The organism is Marinobacter alkaliphilus (genome assembly GCF_055394375.1).
On the sequence record NZ_AP043751.1, the window covers coordinates 517,908 to 532,922 of the forward strand.

Consider the following 15,015-nt stretch of genomic DNA (forward strand, 5'->3'; position numbering starts at 1 on the left):
TTCGTTCTGATGTACCCGCAGCGTTGGCTGGCGTCGAACATCCAGCTCTTGGTGACTCTTGCACCAATGGTGAAATTTACAAGATTTCCTTCCGATGGTTCTCAATCACCATCTTCTGGCTCTTCAACGTGCTGTGCCACTTCTTGCAGCTCCACTCCAAAGTAGATGCAAAGCTTGTCCAGGATTTCTGTCGTCGTGTTATAGCCACGCTGGTTCGCAATTTTGGATAGCGTCGTCCTGTGGATTCCAGTCTCCTTCGAAACCTCATCCAGCGTAACCCTTCGATTTTCTTGAAATCCTTTCTCTGCGATTAGTTCTTTTAGACGAAATCTGATCATGGTCGGCAGGCCTTTGAGTGTGTAGCGATGATACCTCATAAGACGCAAACCCGCATCCAATGATGATTAAAACCTACAAAAGACTGTTGACAGCGTCGAAAATAGGCTTAATATGTAGCTTGTACGCTACAAAGAAAGCCTAGGAGAAACATATGAACACTACCGAATACCTGACCACCGAAGAGCTTGCAGAACGGATTCGCTATGAAGCCCGGACGATTCGCGAGCGCCTGAAAGACTCCGTGCTCCTCGAAGGCGTTCATTACATTCGGCCGTTTGGCGGCCGGAAAATTCTTTACATGTGGGAGCCCATCCAGCGAGATATGGCGCTGCACTCCGGCCACCACTCACTTTCTATTCCTATGGCCAACGGAGGACGTATGCATGGCTAGCATTCGAGTACGCGAAGCAACACAGAAGCTGTTTTTCGATTTCCATTTTCGAGGTAAGCGCTGCCGAGAGCAGACCGCTCTTGATAACACGCCCGCAAACCGGAAAAAACTCCAGGCGATTCTCAAACGAATCGAAGCGGAAATCACACTGGGCACTTTCGAGTACCACAAATATTTCCCAAACAGCCCCAAAGCCCAGGAGTTCACGAGGCAAGCAGAGCTCCGGCGTTCTCGCGAAGCTCACGACACGCCGTTGTTCAGTGAGTTTTGTGAAACCTGGATGGATGAGATGCGGGTGCAGTGGCGAAAGTCGCACATCACCACCATCGAAGGCACTCTGAAGAATTACCTGATCCCGGAGTTTGGGGAGAAGGAGGTTGGCCACATCACCAGGCAGGAAATTCTTTCGTTCCGGGCGTCCCTCGCCAAAGTTCAGACCCGGAGCAAAAAGCCACTTTCCGCCAGCCGTATCAACCGCATCATGACGCCTTTGCGCATGATTCTGGGAGAGGCAGCCAACCGATTTGAGTTTACCTCACCCTTTCAGGGGATCAAATCACTGAAGGTGCCGCGGTCCGATGTGGAGCCGTTTTCGCTGGAGGAAGTTCGGCTGATTCTCGCCACGGTTCGGGCGGACTTCAGGAACTACTACACCGTTCGCTTCTTTACCGGTCTTCGGACCGGTGAGATCGACGGGCTGCAGTGGGATTGCGTCGACTTTCAACGCCGGCAGATTCTGGTTCGCCAGGCACTGGTGAATGGCGAGATCGAGCAGACCAAAACCGACGGCAGCTACCGGCACATTGAAATGCCTCAACTGGTCTACGACGCCCTGAAGGATCAGCGCAAGGCCACCGGCAACAACACTTTTGTGTTCTGTAATGGCGCAGGCAATCCGCTTGAGCACAACAACGTCACCAAGCGGGTGTGGTACCCCCTGCTCAGCCATCTGGGCCTACGAAAGCGCCGGCCGTACCAGACCCGCCACACTGCCGCCACGTTGTGGCTGGCCGCTGGCGAGAACCCGGAATGGATTGCCCGGCAGATGGGGCACACTACGACCGAAATGCTGTTCCGGGTTTATAGCCGGTATGTGCCGAACCTGACCCGTCGGGATGGTTCTGCGTTTGAGCGGCTGTTGATCAATGAGTTCGAGGCCAAGGTAACACCGGAAGAGGAGGCAGCAAGCGATGAGGTCTGAGCTGATGTTATTGGCGGCCATGCCGTTGAACCGTCTGATACCTGCCGAACGGCGCACCGTTCGTAATCTGGCTAGCAGCCTGTGTGTGGCCATGGGCATCCTGCAAGAGGGCTGTCATCTGGTGGCCATCCTTGGTCTGGGAGGAGAACGCACCAACCAGGAGGCGATGGAAACCTGGGTGTACTGCGAACTCGTTAAGCAGAATCTGGAAGCGGGCCGTGACTCTCTTCCAATGCTGATCAACCGGCTTCAGGAACTGGAGCATGAATGGAGGACATACTAATGGCCAATCCGGCGATTGACACTGCGGGCCTTCATCTAGCCTTTTGGAGGGATCAGTTTACGGTTCTCGGAGTGCATCCGTTCCAGTCAGCTCGCACTCAGAAAACCATTTATCAACTAACCCTGCACTGTCGCGGACGACAGGTGATGGCTTATCTCGCGCAGGCTCAGGCAGTTCAGACTGGCGTACCGGTATTAGGCAACCGAGTGACCGCCAGCCTGAAGCTGCTGAGATTTCCTTCGGGAGGCCGCCTGATCGTGGAGTCGTTAGATCTTTCCTCCAACACTCAATAGCGTGAACATCTTAGCCAGGGACGGCGCCCTTCTCACTTTCATCATCCAGCGTGTCAGCATCAAAGCTCCCGTCTCGGAAACTCTCAGGCACTGCGTCGTACAGCACACACCCGGTGAACACCACAAACCGAATGGTGGGCCAAAGGTATTTGCCAAGCTTGTGCGGGGCTTTCCAATCAAAGCTGACATTGCCATGCTTAGGGATTCTTATGTCCTCGGCCGGCCGGATAATGATGGCGTTTTGCGCAACACCCAAGCTCTGTCCCCAGAACTTTAAAGCTGCTTTTCTGTTCTCTTCTTTGACCGTCAGCGTAATAGTAGCCCTTGCTCCGAGGCGAAACTTCTTCATCAGAGCCATAAAGGCAATCTGCCTTGACCTTCCCAGGGGCCGGAGCGGAGCCTTACTCCGCTGCACGCTCTCGGCTGCGGCAATAAGCGCTCGTCGCCCAGACTCCGGGTCTTCGGCCATCCAGTCAGACAGCCATTTGAAGAACTGCATACACTCCTGAAACGCGGATTTCGATTGGGGAGGGCTGATATAGGTCGGTAATTCCGGTGCCCGAAAAATCAGCGTAAAGGCCTTATACAATTCGGTGTTAGCTAGCTCTGATTTCGGTCTCAACGAAAAACTCAACCGAATGCCAAGCTTTCGAGTCGGTGAGGGTGTTCCGGTCATGCCAGTAGAGCTGTTCATCAGCAACGCCGAGCGCTCATACCACTGCTGCACGATCGGCAAATCCAGATCCAACTGGGCCGCCGTTTTCTCCAATGCCACAGGCAGGGGCTCATGAAGCTGCGCCTGCGTCCGAATGAAAACCTGGCACGAAACCCGATACGGCAGCAGCGGATTGATGTCTTCGGCCACCCGGTTAACAACGGGTGGCAATTCCTTCTTTTTATCGCTGATTTTCGGAAGCGCCATCAGGCCTTTCGCAGGTATTCGAGCCACAGCTGCCAATATTATTCCGGGTGTCACTCGGTCCTTTAGCTGTGAACGGTGCCGGAATCGTTCAAGTGCACCTGACGTTTTGTCTAGAAGCGCTTGCTGCTGTGCAATCGTGTAAGACCGATCATCGCTAAGCAAGTACTGGCGAAGTGCGAGATCCAGCAGGTGGGTGTAGCTTTTTAGGGTCACCCTTTCACTCGAATGGCCCATCCACTGAGCCAGCTGAGAAAGCGGCCGCCAGGCGTTAGCGACTCCAGCATTCACCGTGTTGCCTGAGCCGTGCACGGCTGGCATGAGTTCTACGTCATTCGACCGAACCCAAGTTTCCGGCAAGAGGTCAAAAGGTTTGCGCTCCAGCAATCGCAGCAAGGTCAGCGTTGCAAAACTGTGTCTCAGATGGTGAAAACGTATATTTTCATCACCCGACACGGATCTGAGTAGGGCCGTCAGCCCATCAAACGCCCATTTTTCCTGGATTCGAAAGGTTCCGCTGACTGGATCTTCGAACAAGGCGTCACGCGCCTCATCGTTGGCGCGCCGCAACTTGCGCCCATTCACAAACCCGGTCAACCACTCCAGTTCATCTCCGGTTAAAAGCAAGCGTAAAGGAAGTCGGCGGATTGCCGCGTCCGACTTTACGCCGGCAATTTTGGTGGGGCGTACGAGCAGCTCGGGATCGTTAACGGTAGGATCCCCGAGGCCATGGAAATCTCCGTATTGCCGGGCCCAACACTCGGTTCGCCGAAGCCCACAACGGAACCCCATAATCAACAGGGCCAGCTGTATTCCCGCCAGCTCATCGTCGGCACGAGCCAACAAAAAGCTCTTTGCCCGGTGATACTCCAGAGGCGTCAGTATTGCCGCGTCGACGCCATAGCCTGAGCCCTCCTCCATTGGGATACGAGGCATTCCGTAATATCGGTGAAGAAATTCGTGCCACTCGGATAATGTCTGTCTGAGTGCTCCACCGTTACCGGGAAAGCCGCTCACCACCGTCTCATAGATCGATTGCCACTCATCCGAGTCCAGGCTTTCAGGGTTCGGAATGTCAGTTGCATAGGGCAGCAAAAGTTCCAGGTGTTGAAGATTGCGAATCTTTTGCTGCAAGGCCGGTGACACACTCTCGTCGGTTCTCAGAAGCGCTCGAACGTAGTGACACATCAACTGCACCAGAATGGAGCACCCCTTCTCTTCTGCAATTTTGTCGAGCGTTTTGAACACCTCCGCTTTCGTTGCCAATACATCCCTCCGTTGCCTTTCCGTCCTGGCCCCCTGGGCGGTCAACGCTTCAGATGCCAGGAACCGCACCCGCTTCATCAGACGTTTGAAAAATGGTTTTTGGTCGGTCAACGGGAATTCAGGAATGATGAGAGCCGGAGAGCCGACCATCTCGTTCTCACGTTCGGCCTGAGATGCTTGCAGTGCAGGTTGGACCACCGTCCCACCGGTCAACAATCGCATCCAGTTAGACAATGGCAAAGAAGCGCCCAGGTCAGGTGTTCGGGCGTAGTGAACCAGGAAACCTGGCGCGACCATGACCAGGTTTGCCTCGGCAACCGCAAAAACATGCAACGGCCGGTTCAAGGTAATCCGGTTTGCCTCAATGAGCCCACCGACAAAGCGCGTCAGCAGTTCCTCATCCGGAGACGCCTTACCTTTTACCTCATTTACCTCTGGCCAATTGCTGCCCCAGCGCAGGTACCAGCGTCGAAGCAGCAGTTCGGTGATAGGCGCCAGAATGACCCTACGGCAGGTGTCGGTTGAGGGACGGGTACGCCCGCCAAGCGAGGTCGATTCCAATTCCAGCCATGTGTAATCACCGGCGCTACCGGCACCCTGCCGGATCGCCTCACTCAGCCGGTTGAACCATCGACGCGCGGTAACGCCACTATGAAAAACCAGGCTGTACAGTAACTCACCAGCATCCCTCGCCATGGCCTCTTCGGCTGGCAGCTCAGGAGCGGCACTCTCCAGGCTGGCCAGGAACGCATCATTTATACGGTCGTAGTCGGCCAATCGGGCTCCCATGTCAGGGGTGGTGAACGAGGAAAACATCTGGACGCTCTGCACAGGCATCGGGACAGGCAGCTGCCAATTCCGGGTTTTCACCCCTTCATCCAGCAGCTTCACGAGATAATGCTGCCTGTCTTTGACCGCACGACCTTCAACGGTTTGACAGGTCTTGTCGACCAGCTGGGCAACCTCTTCGGCTGTCATCGTCAATCCTCGCTGGCCGCTTGCCAGCTCCGGGTGGTGCTCTCGCAAATAATCCCGGACCGCCTCCAGGTGGCCGAGTTTCTCGGCGTTTCGATTATTGGCCCGGTACTCGGAGCCCACTGAGGGTCCTTGGTTTGCCGCTGAAAGCCTCTTCTTCAACGCATCAATTGGTTTATTTAATGGCTCAAACACTGCTTTATCATCACGCATCGAGACCTGCCTCCACCCCGAACCCCAACTCATCCAACAACGCCGCTGTTGCCGGCACAATCCGATTCTTCATCTCGAAAAGATCGAGCGATGAGAACTTGGCGAGAGGCTCAGTCCCCACGCCCCAGTGCCCCATGAAGACGTCGACCAGATAACCTGGAACCCCCTGGTCACGCAGGAAGCCTCTCAGGGTGTGCCGGTTGACGTTCAGGGGCCACGGAAACGTCCATTGAATTTCATCCGCCAATCGTTTTGGGGTCGCGAACTCTGACTGGAGTTTCGCATCAAGAAAAACGAAGAAGGTTTCAATGGGAGCTTCGACGCCTACCTCATTCAGGCGCAGCTTCATGTGCTGCCGGTGCGTCTCATAGCGGCGAAGCTGATCGATAACGACCTCCGGCAGGTAAACCAGGCGAGAGTGGCCGAGATTGTCATCCACTTTGTCAGCAATAATTACGAATCCCCGGCGCTCGTTGAACTCGTATGGATGGGCGATCGGATCGCGAACGGCCCGAAAACCGGTCGACCACATAACCTGCAGGATGGCGTACGCTGTAAACAGATTATGAAATCTTCGGATGTTGGCCCTGGAGTAGGCCGTTTTACGGTATTCGGCAATCTGCGCTCGCAGTCGGCTAACCACGTCTCGCATGACCTCCAGACGCACGCAAAATGGAGAACCCACTCTCGGCAAACCGAAATCGAGGTTGGCGGGAGCCATCGACGGCGACGAGAGCCCCAGGTTCACCAGCCAGGTATTCACGACATCGACATAATCCGCCGCCAACGTCTCAACCGCCCGGGTGTGGTAGTAGAGGTTTGCCGATTGCCCGGTGGGTAGCGTGCGCCCGGTCACCAGGCTCGCATCCACCGTATCCGTGGTTTGATGAATCAACCCCTCAAACACGCAGGTCTGAATTCGTTTCAGGGTAATCCTCGAACCAGTGCTCTTATTGAGTTTTTTGATCTCAATCGCAATCTCCTCAGCCACAGACTCAGTTGAAAGATTTTTCGCGAAAAGAATCCCGTCCTTCTTTCGAGCCCGCCTTGCAACCGGTTCTACCCGCGGCCTGAGTATTTGCCAAAAAACATCCGGAATCGGACCGATAAACAGCTTATTTGTGACCTCCATATGAGGCGCCCATTTTTTCGCTAATTTTCGACGCTCCGGAGGCTCCGCAACAAAGCCTGCCCAAGCTTGATCGTCTCTGACGAGGTAGATACATCCCGGTTTATTTGTTGTCACATTATCCGGTACTTGAGAGCGGTTCTGGACGACCACAGTTTCCGATATAGATTCCAGAGAGCGCCCGGTGAGGAGGATCAACAGGACATGTAGGCGCGTATTTTCAGAGCCCATCTTGTTCTCAAACAGGGCTTTCAAAACCAGCCCTCGCTCATAGTCGTTGAGGCTTTCCCAACGACCTGGTAGAAAACTGTTTGCACGCCGGTATGCTGCGCGCTTCGGTTGCTGTTTTCTGAGTCCGATGGAGGGGGTTTCACCACGCTCGGTATTCAGGGCGGCTCCGCGCTGTGAGATCAGAACGCTCTCATTCATCAATTCCTCTGGCGCATTGCCAGCGCGCCGGTACTGCGTATGCACACGCTCCGACTGCTTCGGCAGCGTAATGTGGACCGTACGCCCCTGAACACCTTCCACCTCAGAATCAACATCGTTGTCCAAAGGGGTCCATTTACCGGTTTTCTGTATTTCCCGGCGTTGTGACTTTTGTTTGTCGGATTGGTAAGTAACGAATTTCCCTTCACCAAGATAAGATTTGAAAAATCCATGAAGTTCTTTGAGGTAACGTGTGTCCTGCCCTTCAAATTGCCGTTGATCCAGGTGCTCATTGACTCGGGCAAAGTGTCGCTCAAATTTTTCTATATCGTTTAGAGGCTTTGGCACTTTCACCAAAGCTGAGTCCGATAGGAACCTTAACGCCCGCCAAGCATCAGCAAGCCGCCGGTCAAACCCCTCCTTTTCGGAAGGAACTAATTCTTTTCGCCAAACGGCGGCAGTGTTAATGACATACGCTGAAACCTGCAGTCTAATTTCAGAGCACTCCGGTTTCCTCGCGAGTTTGTACAGCCCCGCATGCTGCGGAGATTCACCGACAATTCCCCGGGGTCCCCGGCGGTTGGGGGCAAGTTCCTCATACTTCGTTTCTACTGAACCGCAACCCAACCATTCCAGAAATGCGTCCGCACCGTCGATCGGCTGCGAAATTTCTTCAAATGCCTTCACCAAGCGTGGTAGCAGACTTACGATGCTATCCATCCCGAGCCAGTCTGATCGAGGCTGCACAAGTTCGATCAGGAGAGCCTCGGGGTTATTGGGGTCAAATTTCAATGCCATCACGCGACCTCCGCGTCGTTGAGGGGAAGACGCATCTGAGCCTTCGCCGTTAGATAACCCGTGAGATATTTCTCCAGGTTCTTGAGGTGCCGCCGCTCGGCTTTGCTGTCAGGGTTACCGTCGTCACACTGTTGAGATGTGTCCTGAACTTTGTGGAGCAGACTTTCAGCGTTGGGTGAGAACGGCGCTAACTGTCCGATGGTGTCGAGTGACAACGCCGAAATAGCGGCCCAGGCATTCTTCGGATTGGAAAACTGTTTGAGGAGACTGTCGCTATGGAGATCATTCAGCCACTCGATACAAGAAGCGGTGAGCGTCGCGCAGAGCTGTAGACGTAACCCCGACTCTCTTTCTTCAGCAGCCTGTTGCCACATAACCGTGAAATGAGCTTTGACCGCGTCGAGGATTTTCGATGCTGGGGCATCGTCAGCTACATCATCGGGTTGCACAGTTCCATCGTTATCCTGTCCCAACAGTTCTACCTGGCGTAGGGCATCGCTCAGGTAGTCAGGGACAGCTGGCGACGAGCTCTGGAGGCCTGGCTGTTCAGAGCCGGAGGCTAGTAGGTGTTCAAAAATTGAGCGGGTGCGGGGGTCCAGAAATACAGGCTTGATATCGGCACTTGAGGTTCTAGCCCCCGCCTCAGCAACACCCGCTTCCAAGTCGGGGTGATCAACCTCACTCAGCGCGTCATGATGGTCAACTTCAGGCTCCTCGCTCTCGTCCGGCCGAAGTAAGTGCCGTGCCAGTCCGGGAACGAGAACCGGTTCCTCATCCTGGATTTTGAGCTTGCGGCTGATGCCGGCGAACTCCTCCAGCCCCACTCGAGTGTTGAGAGAAGGTGAGATCCAACGGCGCTCCTCATCCGAAAGACTGGCCCAGAGTCGAAGGAAAGCATTTTGCGAGCCCAGCCCGAAAAGCAACGCTGCCAGTAATCGCGAAACCTGCTGACTTTCAGCTTCTCGGTGCTTCCACACGAGAACCTGAACCTTGTTATCCGGAGCGAATACTTTCAGGAGTGCAGCTACGTGCGCGTTTCCGACGACACGGTAATCGCCATTCCTGGTCTTGCAAACCGAAACAGGATAGTGACTGGCCACAGCTAGAAGCGCGTCTTCAGTGAGGAGTTCTGGCCTACGTAGTCCAGAGTAGGAGCCGAGGATCACGTCCTCAACCTCGGTATCTAACCGTTCAAGTCTTAGTTGCGCAACGCGTAAAAATTTTAGGGTTCGCTTAGTTCCGGTCACGTTCTGCTCCTAACTGAATTCAATCGACATCAGGGGCGTTCGACCTTTGCCCCTCAAAAATCCTTTTTTAGGAGTATCACTGCCCCAGAAAGTGCGCAAGCACGCAGGCCGTCAAAAAACCGAGCCTTTTCAGCAAGTTAGGTAGGCTTAACGCCTACCATGTAACCATAAATGACCACCGAATCATAAAATATTATATGTAAGTAACTGATTTTTATGATTATGTTTTACCCAAGAAAAAACCGTTTATTTCACCAAGCTGGGAAGGAACTGGAACAGGCATTGGCGTCGTACTGGAAAATGCGTACGAAAAAGCCCGCTTTTAATCTCGACTTTGGAGCAAAACAAAGGCGAAGTGACCGCAAAGGCAGCTCTCCCGTCCAGCAAAATCGAGCAAGAAATCAGAAAAATCATCGTTTGTGAGGAGTCGCCCTCAAGCGCCAATAACTCCGGTAAACTAGATCTACGAATCAAGAAAAGTGAAACTCTAGGTGAGCTGAATATCCGCTTTTAAGATGCCAAGCCGAGTGCCCGGGCGAGAAAAATGCGTGACGACACAATCCTGGTTGTCGACCTTGAGGCGACCTGTTGGGAAGACCAGACGACACCCGCAGGTGATGCTCAGAGTGTCCACAACATGGAGATCATTGAAGTCGGTGGTGCCCTCGCCACTCGGAAAGGAAACCTGGTGGATGTCCGCTCGTTTCTGGTCAGACCAACCCGGAATCCTGTGCTGAGCGACTTCTGCATGGAGCTTACCGGGATCACCCAGTCGATGGTTGATGCCGCGCCCACGCTCCCCGAGACGATTGAGGCCATGAATGCCTGGCTGGGTGATCTGCCGGACGATTTCATCTGGTGCAGCTGGGGCAACTACGACAGATTGCATCTGGAAGCCCAAAGCCTGCTGGACGGGGCGCAGCCAGCTATCCTGGCCCGCCCTCATCTGAACCTGAAACGTATCTGGCGCCGCACCACCGGCCAGAAGAGGAAGAATGGTTTTGCCAACGCGCTAGCCTTTCACGGATTGGACTTTGAGGGCCATCACCATCGTGGTGTGGACGATGCGCGAAATATGGCCCGAGTCCTCCCGTATATGGATTGGTCTTTGGAACCCGAGTTGCTGACGCCACCGGAGGTGCCAGTATGAAACTGGTCTGTATTTCCGACACTCACAGTCTGCACCATCGCATACCGGATATTCCAGATGGCGATGTCTTGATCCATGCCGGTGACTGCCTGGGCCAGGGCACGCTGGAAAACATAGAAGAGCTCAATGAATGGCTCGGAACGCTGCCGCATCGGTATAAGATTGTGATTGCCGGTAATCACGACTGGGCCTTCCAGGAAACGCCGGAATTGGCACGGCAGGCACTAACGAATGCCATTTACCTGGAAGACAGCGGCGTGGAGATTGAGGGTATTCGGTTCTGGGGTTCACCCTGGACGCCCACCTTTATGGATTGGGCATTTATGCTGGAGCGTGGCCAGCAGTTGCACAAAAAATGGCAGCTTATACCGGGCGATACCGATGTGCTCATTACCCACGGCCCACCCAAAGGTATCGGCGATGAGGCAATCCTTGGATTCAAATGCCAGAATGTTGGCTGCATTGACTTGCTTGACCGAATCCAGCAACTCTCACTCAAAGCGCACATTTTTGGCCATATCCACGAAGGCTATGGGGAGTACCAGAAGGGGCAAACGACGTTGATCAATGCCAGCACCTGCACCGCTCGGTATGAGCCACGGAACGCGCCGATTGTGATAGAAGTTTGAAGCGGTCAAATTTGACCGGGGAGTCGAAATGACCGCAGAAGAGCTGATAACGCAACTACAAAAGTCCCCGCCGGAGACGCCAGTGCTGGTCGAGGGCTACGAAACCGGATTTGATGAAATTGTCGAGCTCACCCCCGAAGAAGTTGTTCGCTACCGGCATGCTCAGGAGTGGGATGGCGAATACCAGGCGCTAGACAGATTCTCCAATCCAGAATCCGGAGTGCTGCAAGCCGCGGTGATCCGGGGACGTAGAGGCCATCGAAGGTAAGGCCATGAAGGATAAGAAATCGTACAGCTTGAGTGACCTGGTGGCACAGTGTGACCCCGACGCGCCCATGCCAGAGACGCTCCGAGAGTGGGATCAGGCTGCGCCGGTTGGCTTGGAACAGGTCGTTATGGGTGACCAAGTGGATATTCGGGAGGCGGTGCTGGTTTTTGGCGAAAAACTGGCTGGCCGGTTCGATGCAGTTCAGCTGATCCTGTTTGGTAGCCGGGCCCGTGGTGATTATCACGACGAAAGCGATGCCGATGTAGCCGTTGTTTTGGCCGGACAGCCTGGGGATTTTGTGGACACCAAGCTGGAGATGGCGGGCCTGGCGTTTGAAGTGCTTTTGGATACCGGCGTGTTGATTCAGGCCTTGCCGGTCTGGGAGCGTGAATGGGCCAACCCGCAGGGCTACTCCAACCCAGAACTACTCGAAAACATTGTCAGGGACGGCATTGTGCTTTGGCGTGCCGGATAACTGCGCCGCAAACCTCGCATACTGATACTGTCGTAAAAATTAACCACCTCGCTGTACTTGCGCCACTCTTTCCAGCACACGATGAGCCGGCATCAACGGCACCTGACCGGTTCTCGCCAGAACATCAATCCAGATCTGGTTCCCGCGCTGAATGATCTCAGCAGTCCCGATGTGGCCTGACACCACGGCCGTGATACCCGAAATGGTTTGATTTTTTCCTTGGGCCCGGTTCCAGGGCCAGGTGCATTCAATGGCAAAACGCTCGGAGAAGGGTGTGTCCTGAACGGTTCGCCAATCATCGAAGGGGCTTTGAGCATGTACCAGCCCGAGCTGTCCGCTCTCGCACTCCAGCGTCATGGTGAGCGGCAACTGGTAGCGACACTGGGTTGCCAAATTTTTGTAAGAGGTTTCATCCAGAGTCGCAGCCCAGCCACCGCCCATCCCCCGGTGCTTGTATCGGTTGCGGTTATCCTCAGCGCCGGCGATAAACATCAGCTCATGGTTACCTATCACGCTGTATACCCAGTCGGTGTCCAGAACCCACTCCAGGAGAGCCCGGGATTCTGGGCCACGATCAATGGTGTCTCCCGGCAGAAACAGACGATCAGCCGCTTTGTTGAATCCAGCACCCGACAACGCGGTTTGCAGAGCCTCGAACTCGCCATGCAGGTCACCACAAACCCAGTCCACCCCGACAGGATTGGTCGCAAAAAAGCGGTGTGGAGTCAGTCGCATGCTCATCGAATCGTCACTCCTACGCCTAATCGTTCACCCACCGTCAACCTCCGGCAGAACCACCACGACCCGCCCATCGACATTCAAAGCCTGACCCTCACCCAGAGAAATCAGCCAGGGCCAGCCCCACCGAGTATGGCCGAACACGGTGAGCCCTTGAAATCCGGTTTCGAGCGACAGCGCTACCCCAGGATCACCCCGACGATCCGCCCGTTCCGGGTCGGTTGGGCCTTGATGGAGTAGCAGGATATCCGGGACTTGATCGGTCACCGACTCTAGTGCGGTCAGGAAATCGTCCTCGGTTCGCCGTTGGTTGCGATTCGGATTGCCCGCGATACCGCTGACGCCACCGATGTTCAGGTTGCCCAACACCCCAACCACCTCGCCATCCAGGAGGGTGGTGTTGTCTGGAAGCGCCTCGGGGTACTCCATCTGGTCGTGGTTCCCCAGGACGCCGACAACTTCGGGCGTGACCTCAGAAAACGCCTGGAACACCTCATCTACCGTTCCAGTACCGCCCCTTTTGTGGCAGTCGGGATAGTCGTACAGGTCGCCGCAAAGAAACACCGCGTCGGGAGCCGGAATGACACCTTCCCGAGACAATGCCGAAAGTGCCTCAGCCACAGGTACGCCGAGCAGCCGATTCTGACTGCCGGCTTCTCGCCCCTGGAGATCAGAGGTCAGCACAAGACTCTTCACATGACTCGGAAGGCCGGTGGCATAGGCTCGATAAAACGGCAGGCGATTATGCAGAGGCACACCGGCAGAGCCGCTGGTGCGGTGCGGCAAGGTGAAAAAGGGGTTCAGGTCGATCCGGGTGATCCTTAGCATGGAAAGCCTCTCGAACTGGCTCCGTATTTCCTACCACTCAAACAAAAAAGGTGACCAAACTGACCGCCCAAAATCTTGGTCGACGGGGGCTGGTTACCCCGCCCGCTTTGCATCAAAGTAGCGTCGAGTTTCCATGAGGTGCTTCATGGAGCCTTGCGCCATAAAGTCTAGGGCTGACGCTCCAAGGAAGGGAGGCTCACTGGTTTCCAGTCGAACCCGACGATTGGCGCGTTCGGCCGTTGGATACATGATCCTCAGGGATTCGTAGATGCCCAGGATGTAGCTGATGCGCTCCAGGGTATCCTGCGAGAGCGTTACGTGTGGCAACGTCTCATACTTGGCCAGCGTGCTCCGGGACACACCGCCGAGCAACTGCATCATCTCTATCTGGGTGCAGTCCCATTCGCGACAGATACCAAAAAAGCCTTTGAGAGCCACATGCCCTCTAGTTTTTTCGTCATCGAGGGCCATTATGTTCGTCCATCCTTGGGCTGCTCTCGATCTTCCACAAAGTCGTCACTGACGCCTTCAGAGTCGAACCACTCGTCCCAAACCGGATCGGTTGGTCGCTCGTAGCCTTTGACTGTCCCCTTTAGGCGTTCCAGAGGTGTAAGCTCCTGAGGGAGCGGCTCGGCCAGCTCGTCAGCATGGGCGGTGTGGGCATCTAGGCCGTCCAGGAGTTCTTTTTCGGTTGGGCGTTTGGTCTTCATGGCACACTCTCCGCAATCACAAGCAGGCCAACTCCGGGGCAGTGGGCTGCAGATAGTATGACTTTACCACCCGAACGAAGCGAGCTACATAGCCGCACTCGCCCAGTGGGGGCAGCCATTCGTCGGGGCCTTTGGCTCCCTTGCTCAGGCTCGCCTTGACCGGCAAAAGATTAACCGGATCATTGGCTATGGACCGGCGCTTCTGGCCAAGCCATTCTCTGGCTCCGCGATCCCAAACCCAGGCCAGCGGCACAACATGTTTTGTGCCCTCAAGGAACAAGCTTTTGGTACACGGTATGGTCGCAAAGCGAACGTTCAGGCGGATAGACCAACACTTTCCTTGGCGGAAAGTCAGTACACAGGACAGGAGTGTCTAGAGGTCCGGGAGAGAACCCATGAGATTCGACACCGTGAAGCTGCCATCGGACTTGATCGAGACCGCGTCGTCCATCGTGCCCTTTACATCGATCACAGCACCAGACAGGCTGATGCCCGAGGACACGTCGACCAACTGACTAGCATGCACCGCTTTCTCTGGATCAAGCAGCACATTAATTGAAGAAAAGAGATTCAGAGCGCCAACCGAAAGCGAGGTGGCGAAATATTTCTCGCCCCAAAGCCCATCCGCATTCTGATTTGTGTATAGATAAGCGACCGTGTGCCTTAGCTGATAGCAGATATTGTACGTGTATAGGTAGACCTTCATGACGGTAAATGCTTTATATTGCGCAGCA

17 protein-coding genes are annotated in these 15,015 nt (G+C 54.8%); 7 read left to right on the forward strand and 10 right to left on the reverse strand.

Annotation, left to right across the window (positions count from 1 at the left end; all coding sequences use genetic code 11):
- Positions 1 to 101: 101 nt before the first annotated feature.
- Entirely contained in the window at positions 102 to 338 is a 237-nt protein-coding gene (locus ACZ5Q2_RS02375; protein ID WP_022993304.1) for a helix-turn-helix domain-containing protein, read from the reverse strand.
- 152 nt (positions 339 to 490) lie between these two features.
- Between ACZ5Q2_RS02375 and ACZ5Q2_RS02380 the strand changes: the two genes are divergently transcribed.
- The 3 genes from ACZ5Q2_RS02380 to ACZ5Q2_RS02390 are packed head-to-tail and all read left to right on the forward strand — an operon-like array spanning position 491 to position 2,214.
- On the forward strand, positions 491 to 730 hold the full coding sequence (locus tag ACZ5Q2_RS02380) for a hypothetical protein (protein WP_058091260.1): 240 nt from the start codon (positions 491 to 493) through the stop codon (positions 728 to 730).
- Complete coding sequence (locus tag ACZ5Q2_RS02385; protein ID WP_058091259.1) at positions 723 to 1,931, forward strand: Arm DNA-binding domain-containing protein; 1,209 nt, start codon at positions 723 to 725, stop codon at positions 1,929 to 1,931. Before ACZ5Q2_RS02380 ends, ACZ5Q2_RS02385 begins: the two co-directional genes overlap by 8 nt.
- On the forward strand, positions 1,921 to 2,214 hold the full coding sequence (locus tag ACZ5Q2_RS02390; protein WP_035232409.1) for a hypothetical protein: 294 nt from the start codon (positions 1,921 to 1,923) through the stop codon (positions 2,212 to 2,214). Before ACZ5Q2_RS02385 ends, ACZ5Q2_RS02390 begins: the two co-directional genes overlap by 11 nt.
- 303 nt (positions 2,215 to 2,517) lie before the next feature.
- Here the strand turns inward: ACZ5Q2_RS02390 and ACZ5Q2_RS02395 are convergent, their stop codons facing one another.
- The 3 genes from ACZ5Q2_RS02395 to ACZ5Q2_RS02405 form a co-directional block, all read right to left on the reverse strand.
- The gene (locus ACZ5Q2_RS02395; protein WP_432210487.1) at positions 2,518 to 5,790 is read right to left on the reverse strand and encodes a hypothetical protein; all 3,273 of its coding nucleotides are present in this window, start codon (positions 5,788 to 5,790) and stop codon (positions 2,518 to 2,520) included.
- An 82-nt stretch (positions 5,791 to 5,872) separates the two neighbouring features.
- Positions 5,873 to 8,236: a hypothetical protein gene (locus ACZ5Q2_RS02400; protein WP_058091257.1), complete on the reverse strand. Its 2,364-nt coding sequence runs from the start codon at positions 8,234 to 8,236 to the stop codon at positions 5,873 to 5,875.
- Positions 8,236 to 9,483 carry a hypothetical protein gene (locus tag ACZ5Q2_RS02405; protein WP_035232415.1) on the reverse strand — a complete coding sequence of 416 codons (1,248 nt, stop codon included), beginning with the start codon at positions 9,481 to 9,483 and terminating at the stop codon, positions 8,236 to 8,238. The genes ACZ5Q2_RS02400 and ACZ5Q2_RS02405 overlap by 1 nt, the downstream gene beginning before the upstream one ends.
- Before the next feature lie 544 nt (positions 9,484 to 10,027).
- Here ACZ5Q2_RS02405 and ACZ5Q2_RS02410 point away from each other — a divergent pair.
- The 4 genes from ACZ5Q2_RS02410 to ACZ5Q2_RS02425 are packed head-to-tail and all read left to right on the forward strand — an operon-like array spanning position 10,028 to position 12,005.
- Positions 10,028 to 10,633 carry a 3'-5' exonuclease gene (locus tag ACZ5Q2_RS02410; RefSeq protein ID WP_058091256.1) on the forward strand — a complete coding sequence of 202 codons (606 nt, stop codon included), beginning with the start codon at positions 10,028 to 10,030 and terminating at the stop codon, positions 10,631 to 10,633.
- Entirely contained in the window at positions 10,630 to 11,262 is a 633-nt protein-coding gene (locus tag ACZ5Q2_RS02415) for a metallophosphatase domain-containing protein (protein WP_058091255.1), read from the forward strand. The genes ACZ5Q2_RS02410 and ACZ5Q2_RS02415 overlap by 4 nt, the downstream gene beginning before the upstream one ends.
- Before the next feature lie 28 nt (positions 11,263 to 11,290).
- Positions 11,291 to 11,530: a hypothetical protein gene (locus ACZ5Q2_RS02420; RefSeq protein WP_058091254.1), complete on the forward strand. Its 240-nt coding sequence runs from the start codon at positions 11,291 to 11,293 to the stop codon at positions 11,528 to 11,530.
- A 4-nt stretch (positions 11,531 to 11,534) separates the two neighbouring features.
- A complete protein-coding gene (locus ACZ5Q2_RS02425; protein ID WP_082780611.1) occupies positions 11,535 to 12,005 on the forward strand; it encodes a nucleotidyltransferase domain-containing protein in 471 nt (156 codons plus the stop codon).
- Between the two features lie 39 nt (positions 12,006 to 12,044).
- Here the strand turns inward: ACZ5Q2_RS02425 and ACZ5Q2_RS02430 are convergent, their stop codons facing one another.
- The 6 genes from ACZ5Q2_RS02430 to ACZ5Q2_RS02455 all read right to left on the reverse strand — a co-directional run bounded on the left by ACZ5Q2_RS02430 (position 12,045) and on the right by ACZ5Q2_RS02455 (position 14,987).
- A complete protein-coding gene (locus ACZ5Q2_RS02430) occupies positions 12,045 to 12,746 on the reverse strand; it encodes a metallophosphoesterase (RefSeq protein ID WP_058091253.1) in 702 nt (233 codons plus the stop codon).
- 27 nt (positions 12,747 to 12,773) lie between these two features.
- On the reverse strand, positions 12,774 to 13,571 hold the full coding sequence (locus ACZ5Q2_RS02435; protein ID WP_058091252.1) for a metallophosphoesterase family protein: 798 nt from the start codon (positions 13,569 to 13,571) through the stop codon (positions 12,774 to 12,776).
- Between the two features lie 93 nt (positions 13,572 to 13,664).
- Positions 13,665 to 14,042, reverse strand: a complete 378-nt coding sequence (locus ACZ5Q2_RS02440; RefSeq protein ID WP_058091251.1) for an antitoxin Xre-like helix-turn-helix domain-containing protein — start codon at positions 14,040 to 14,042, stop codon at positions 13,665 to 13,667.
- The gene (locus ACZ5Q2_RS02445; protein ID WP_022990735.1) at positions 14,042 to 14,281 is read right to left on the reverse strand and encodes an AbrB/MazE/SpoVT family DNA-binding domain-containing protein; all 240 of its coding nucleotides are present in this window, start codon (positions 14,279 to 14,281) and stop codon (positions 14,042 to 14,044) included. The genes ACZ5Q2_RS02440 and ACZ5Q2_RS02445 overlap by 1 nt, the downstream gene beginning before the upstream one ends.
- A gap of 16 nt (positions 14,282 to 14,297) precedes the next feature.
- A complete protein-coding gene (locus tag ACZ5Q2_RS02450; RefSeq protein ID WP_273084905.1) occupies positions 14,298 to 14,534 on the reverse strand; it encodes an HNH endonuclease family protein in 237 nt (78 codons plus the stop codon).
- A 120-nt stretch (positions 14,535 to 14,654) separates the two neighbouring features.
- A complete protein-coding gene (locus ACZ5Q2_RS02455; RefSeq protein ID WP_432210486.1) occupies positions 14,655 to 14,987 on the reverse strand; it encodes a hypothetical protein in 333 nt (110 codons plus the stop codon).
- Positions 14,988 to 15,015: the final 28 nt, after the last annotated feature.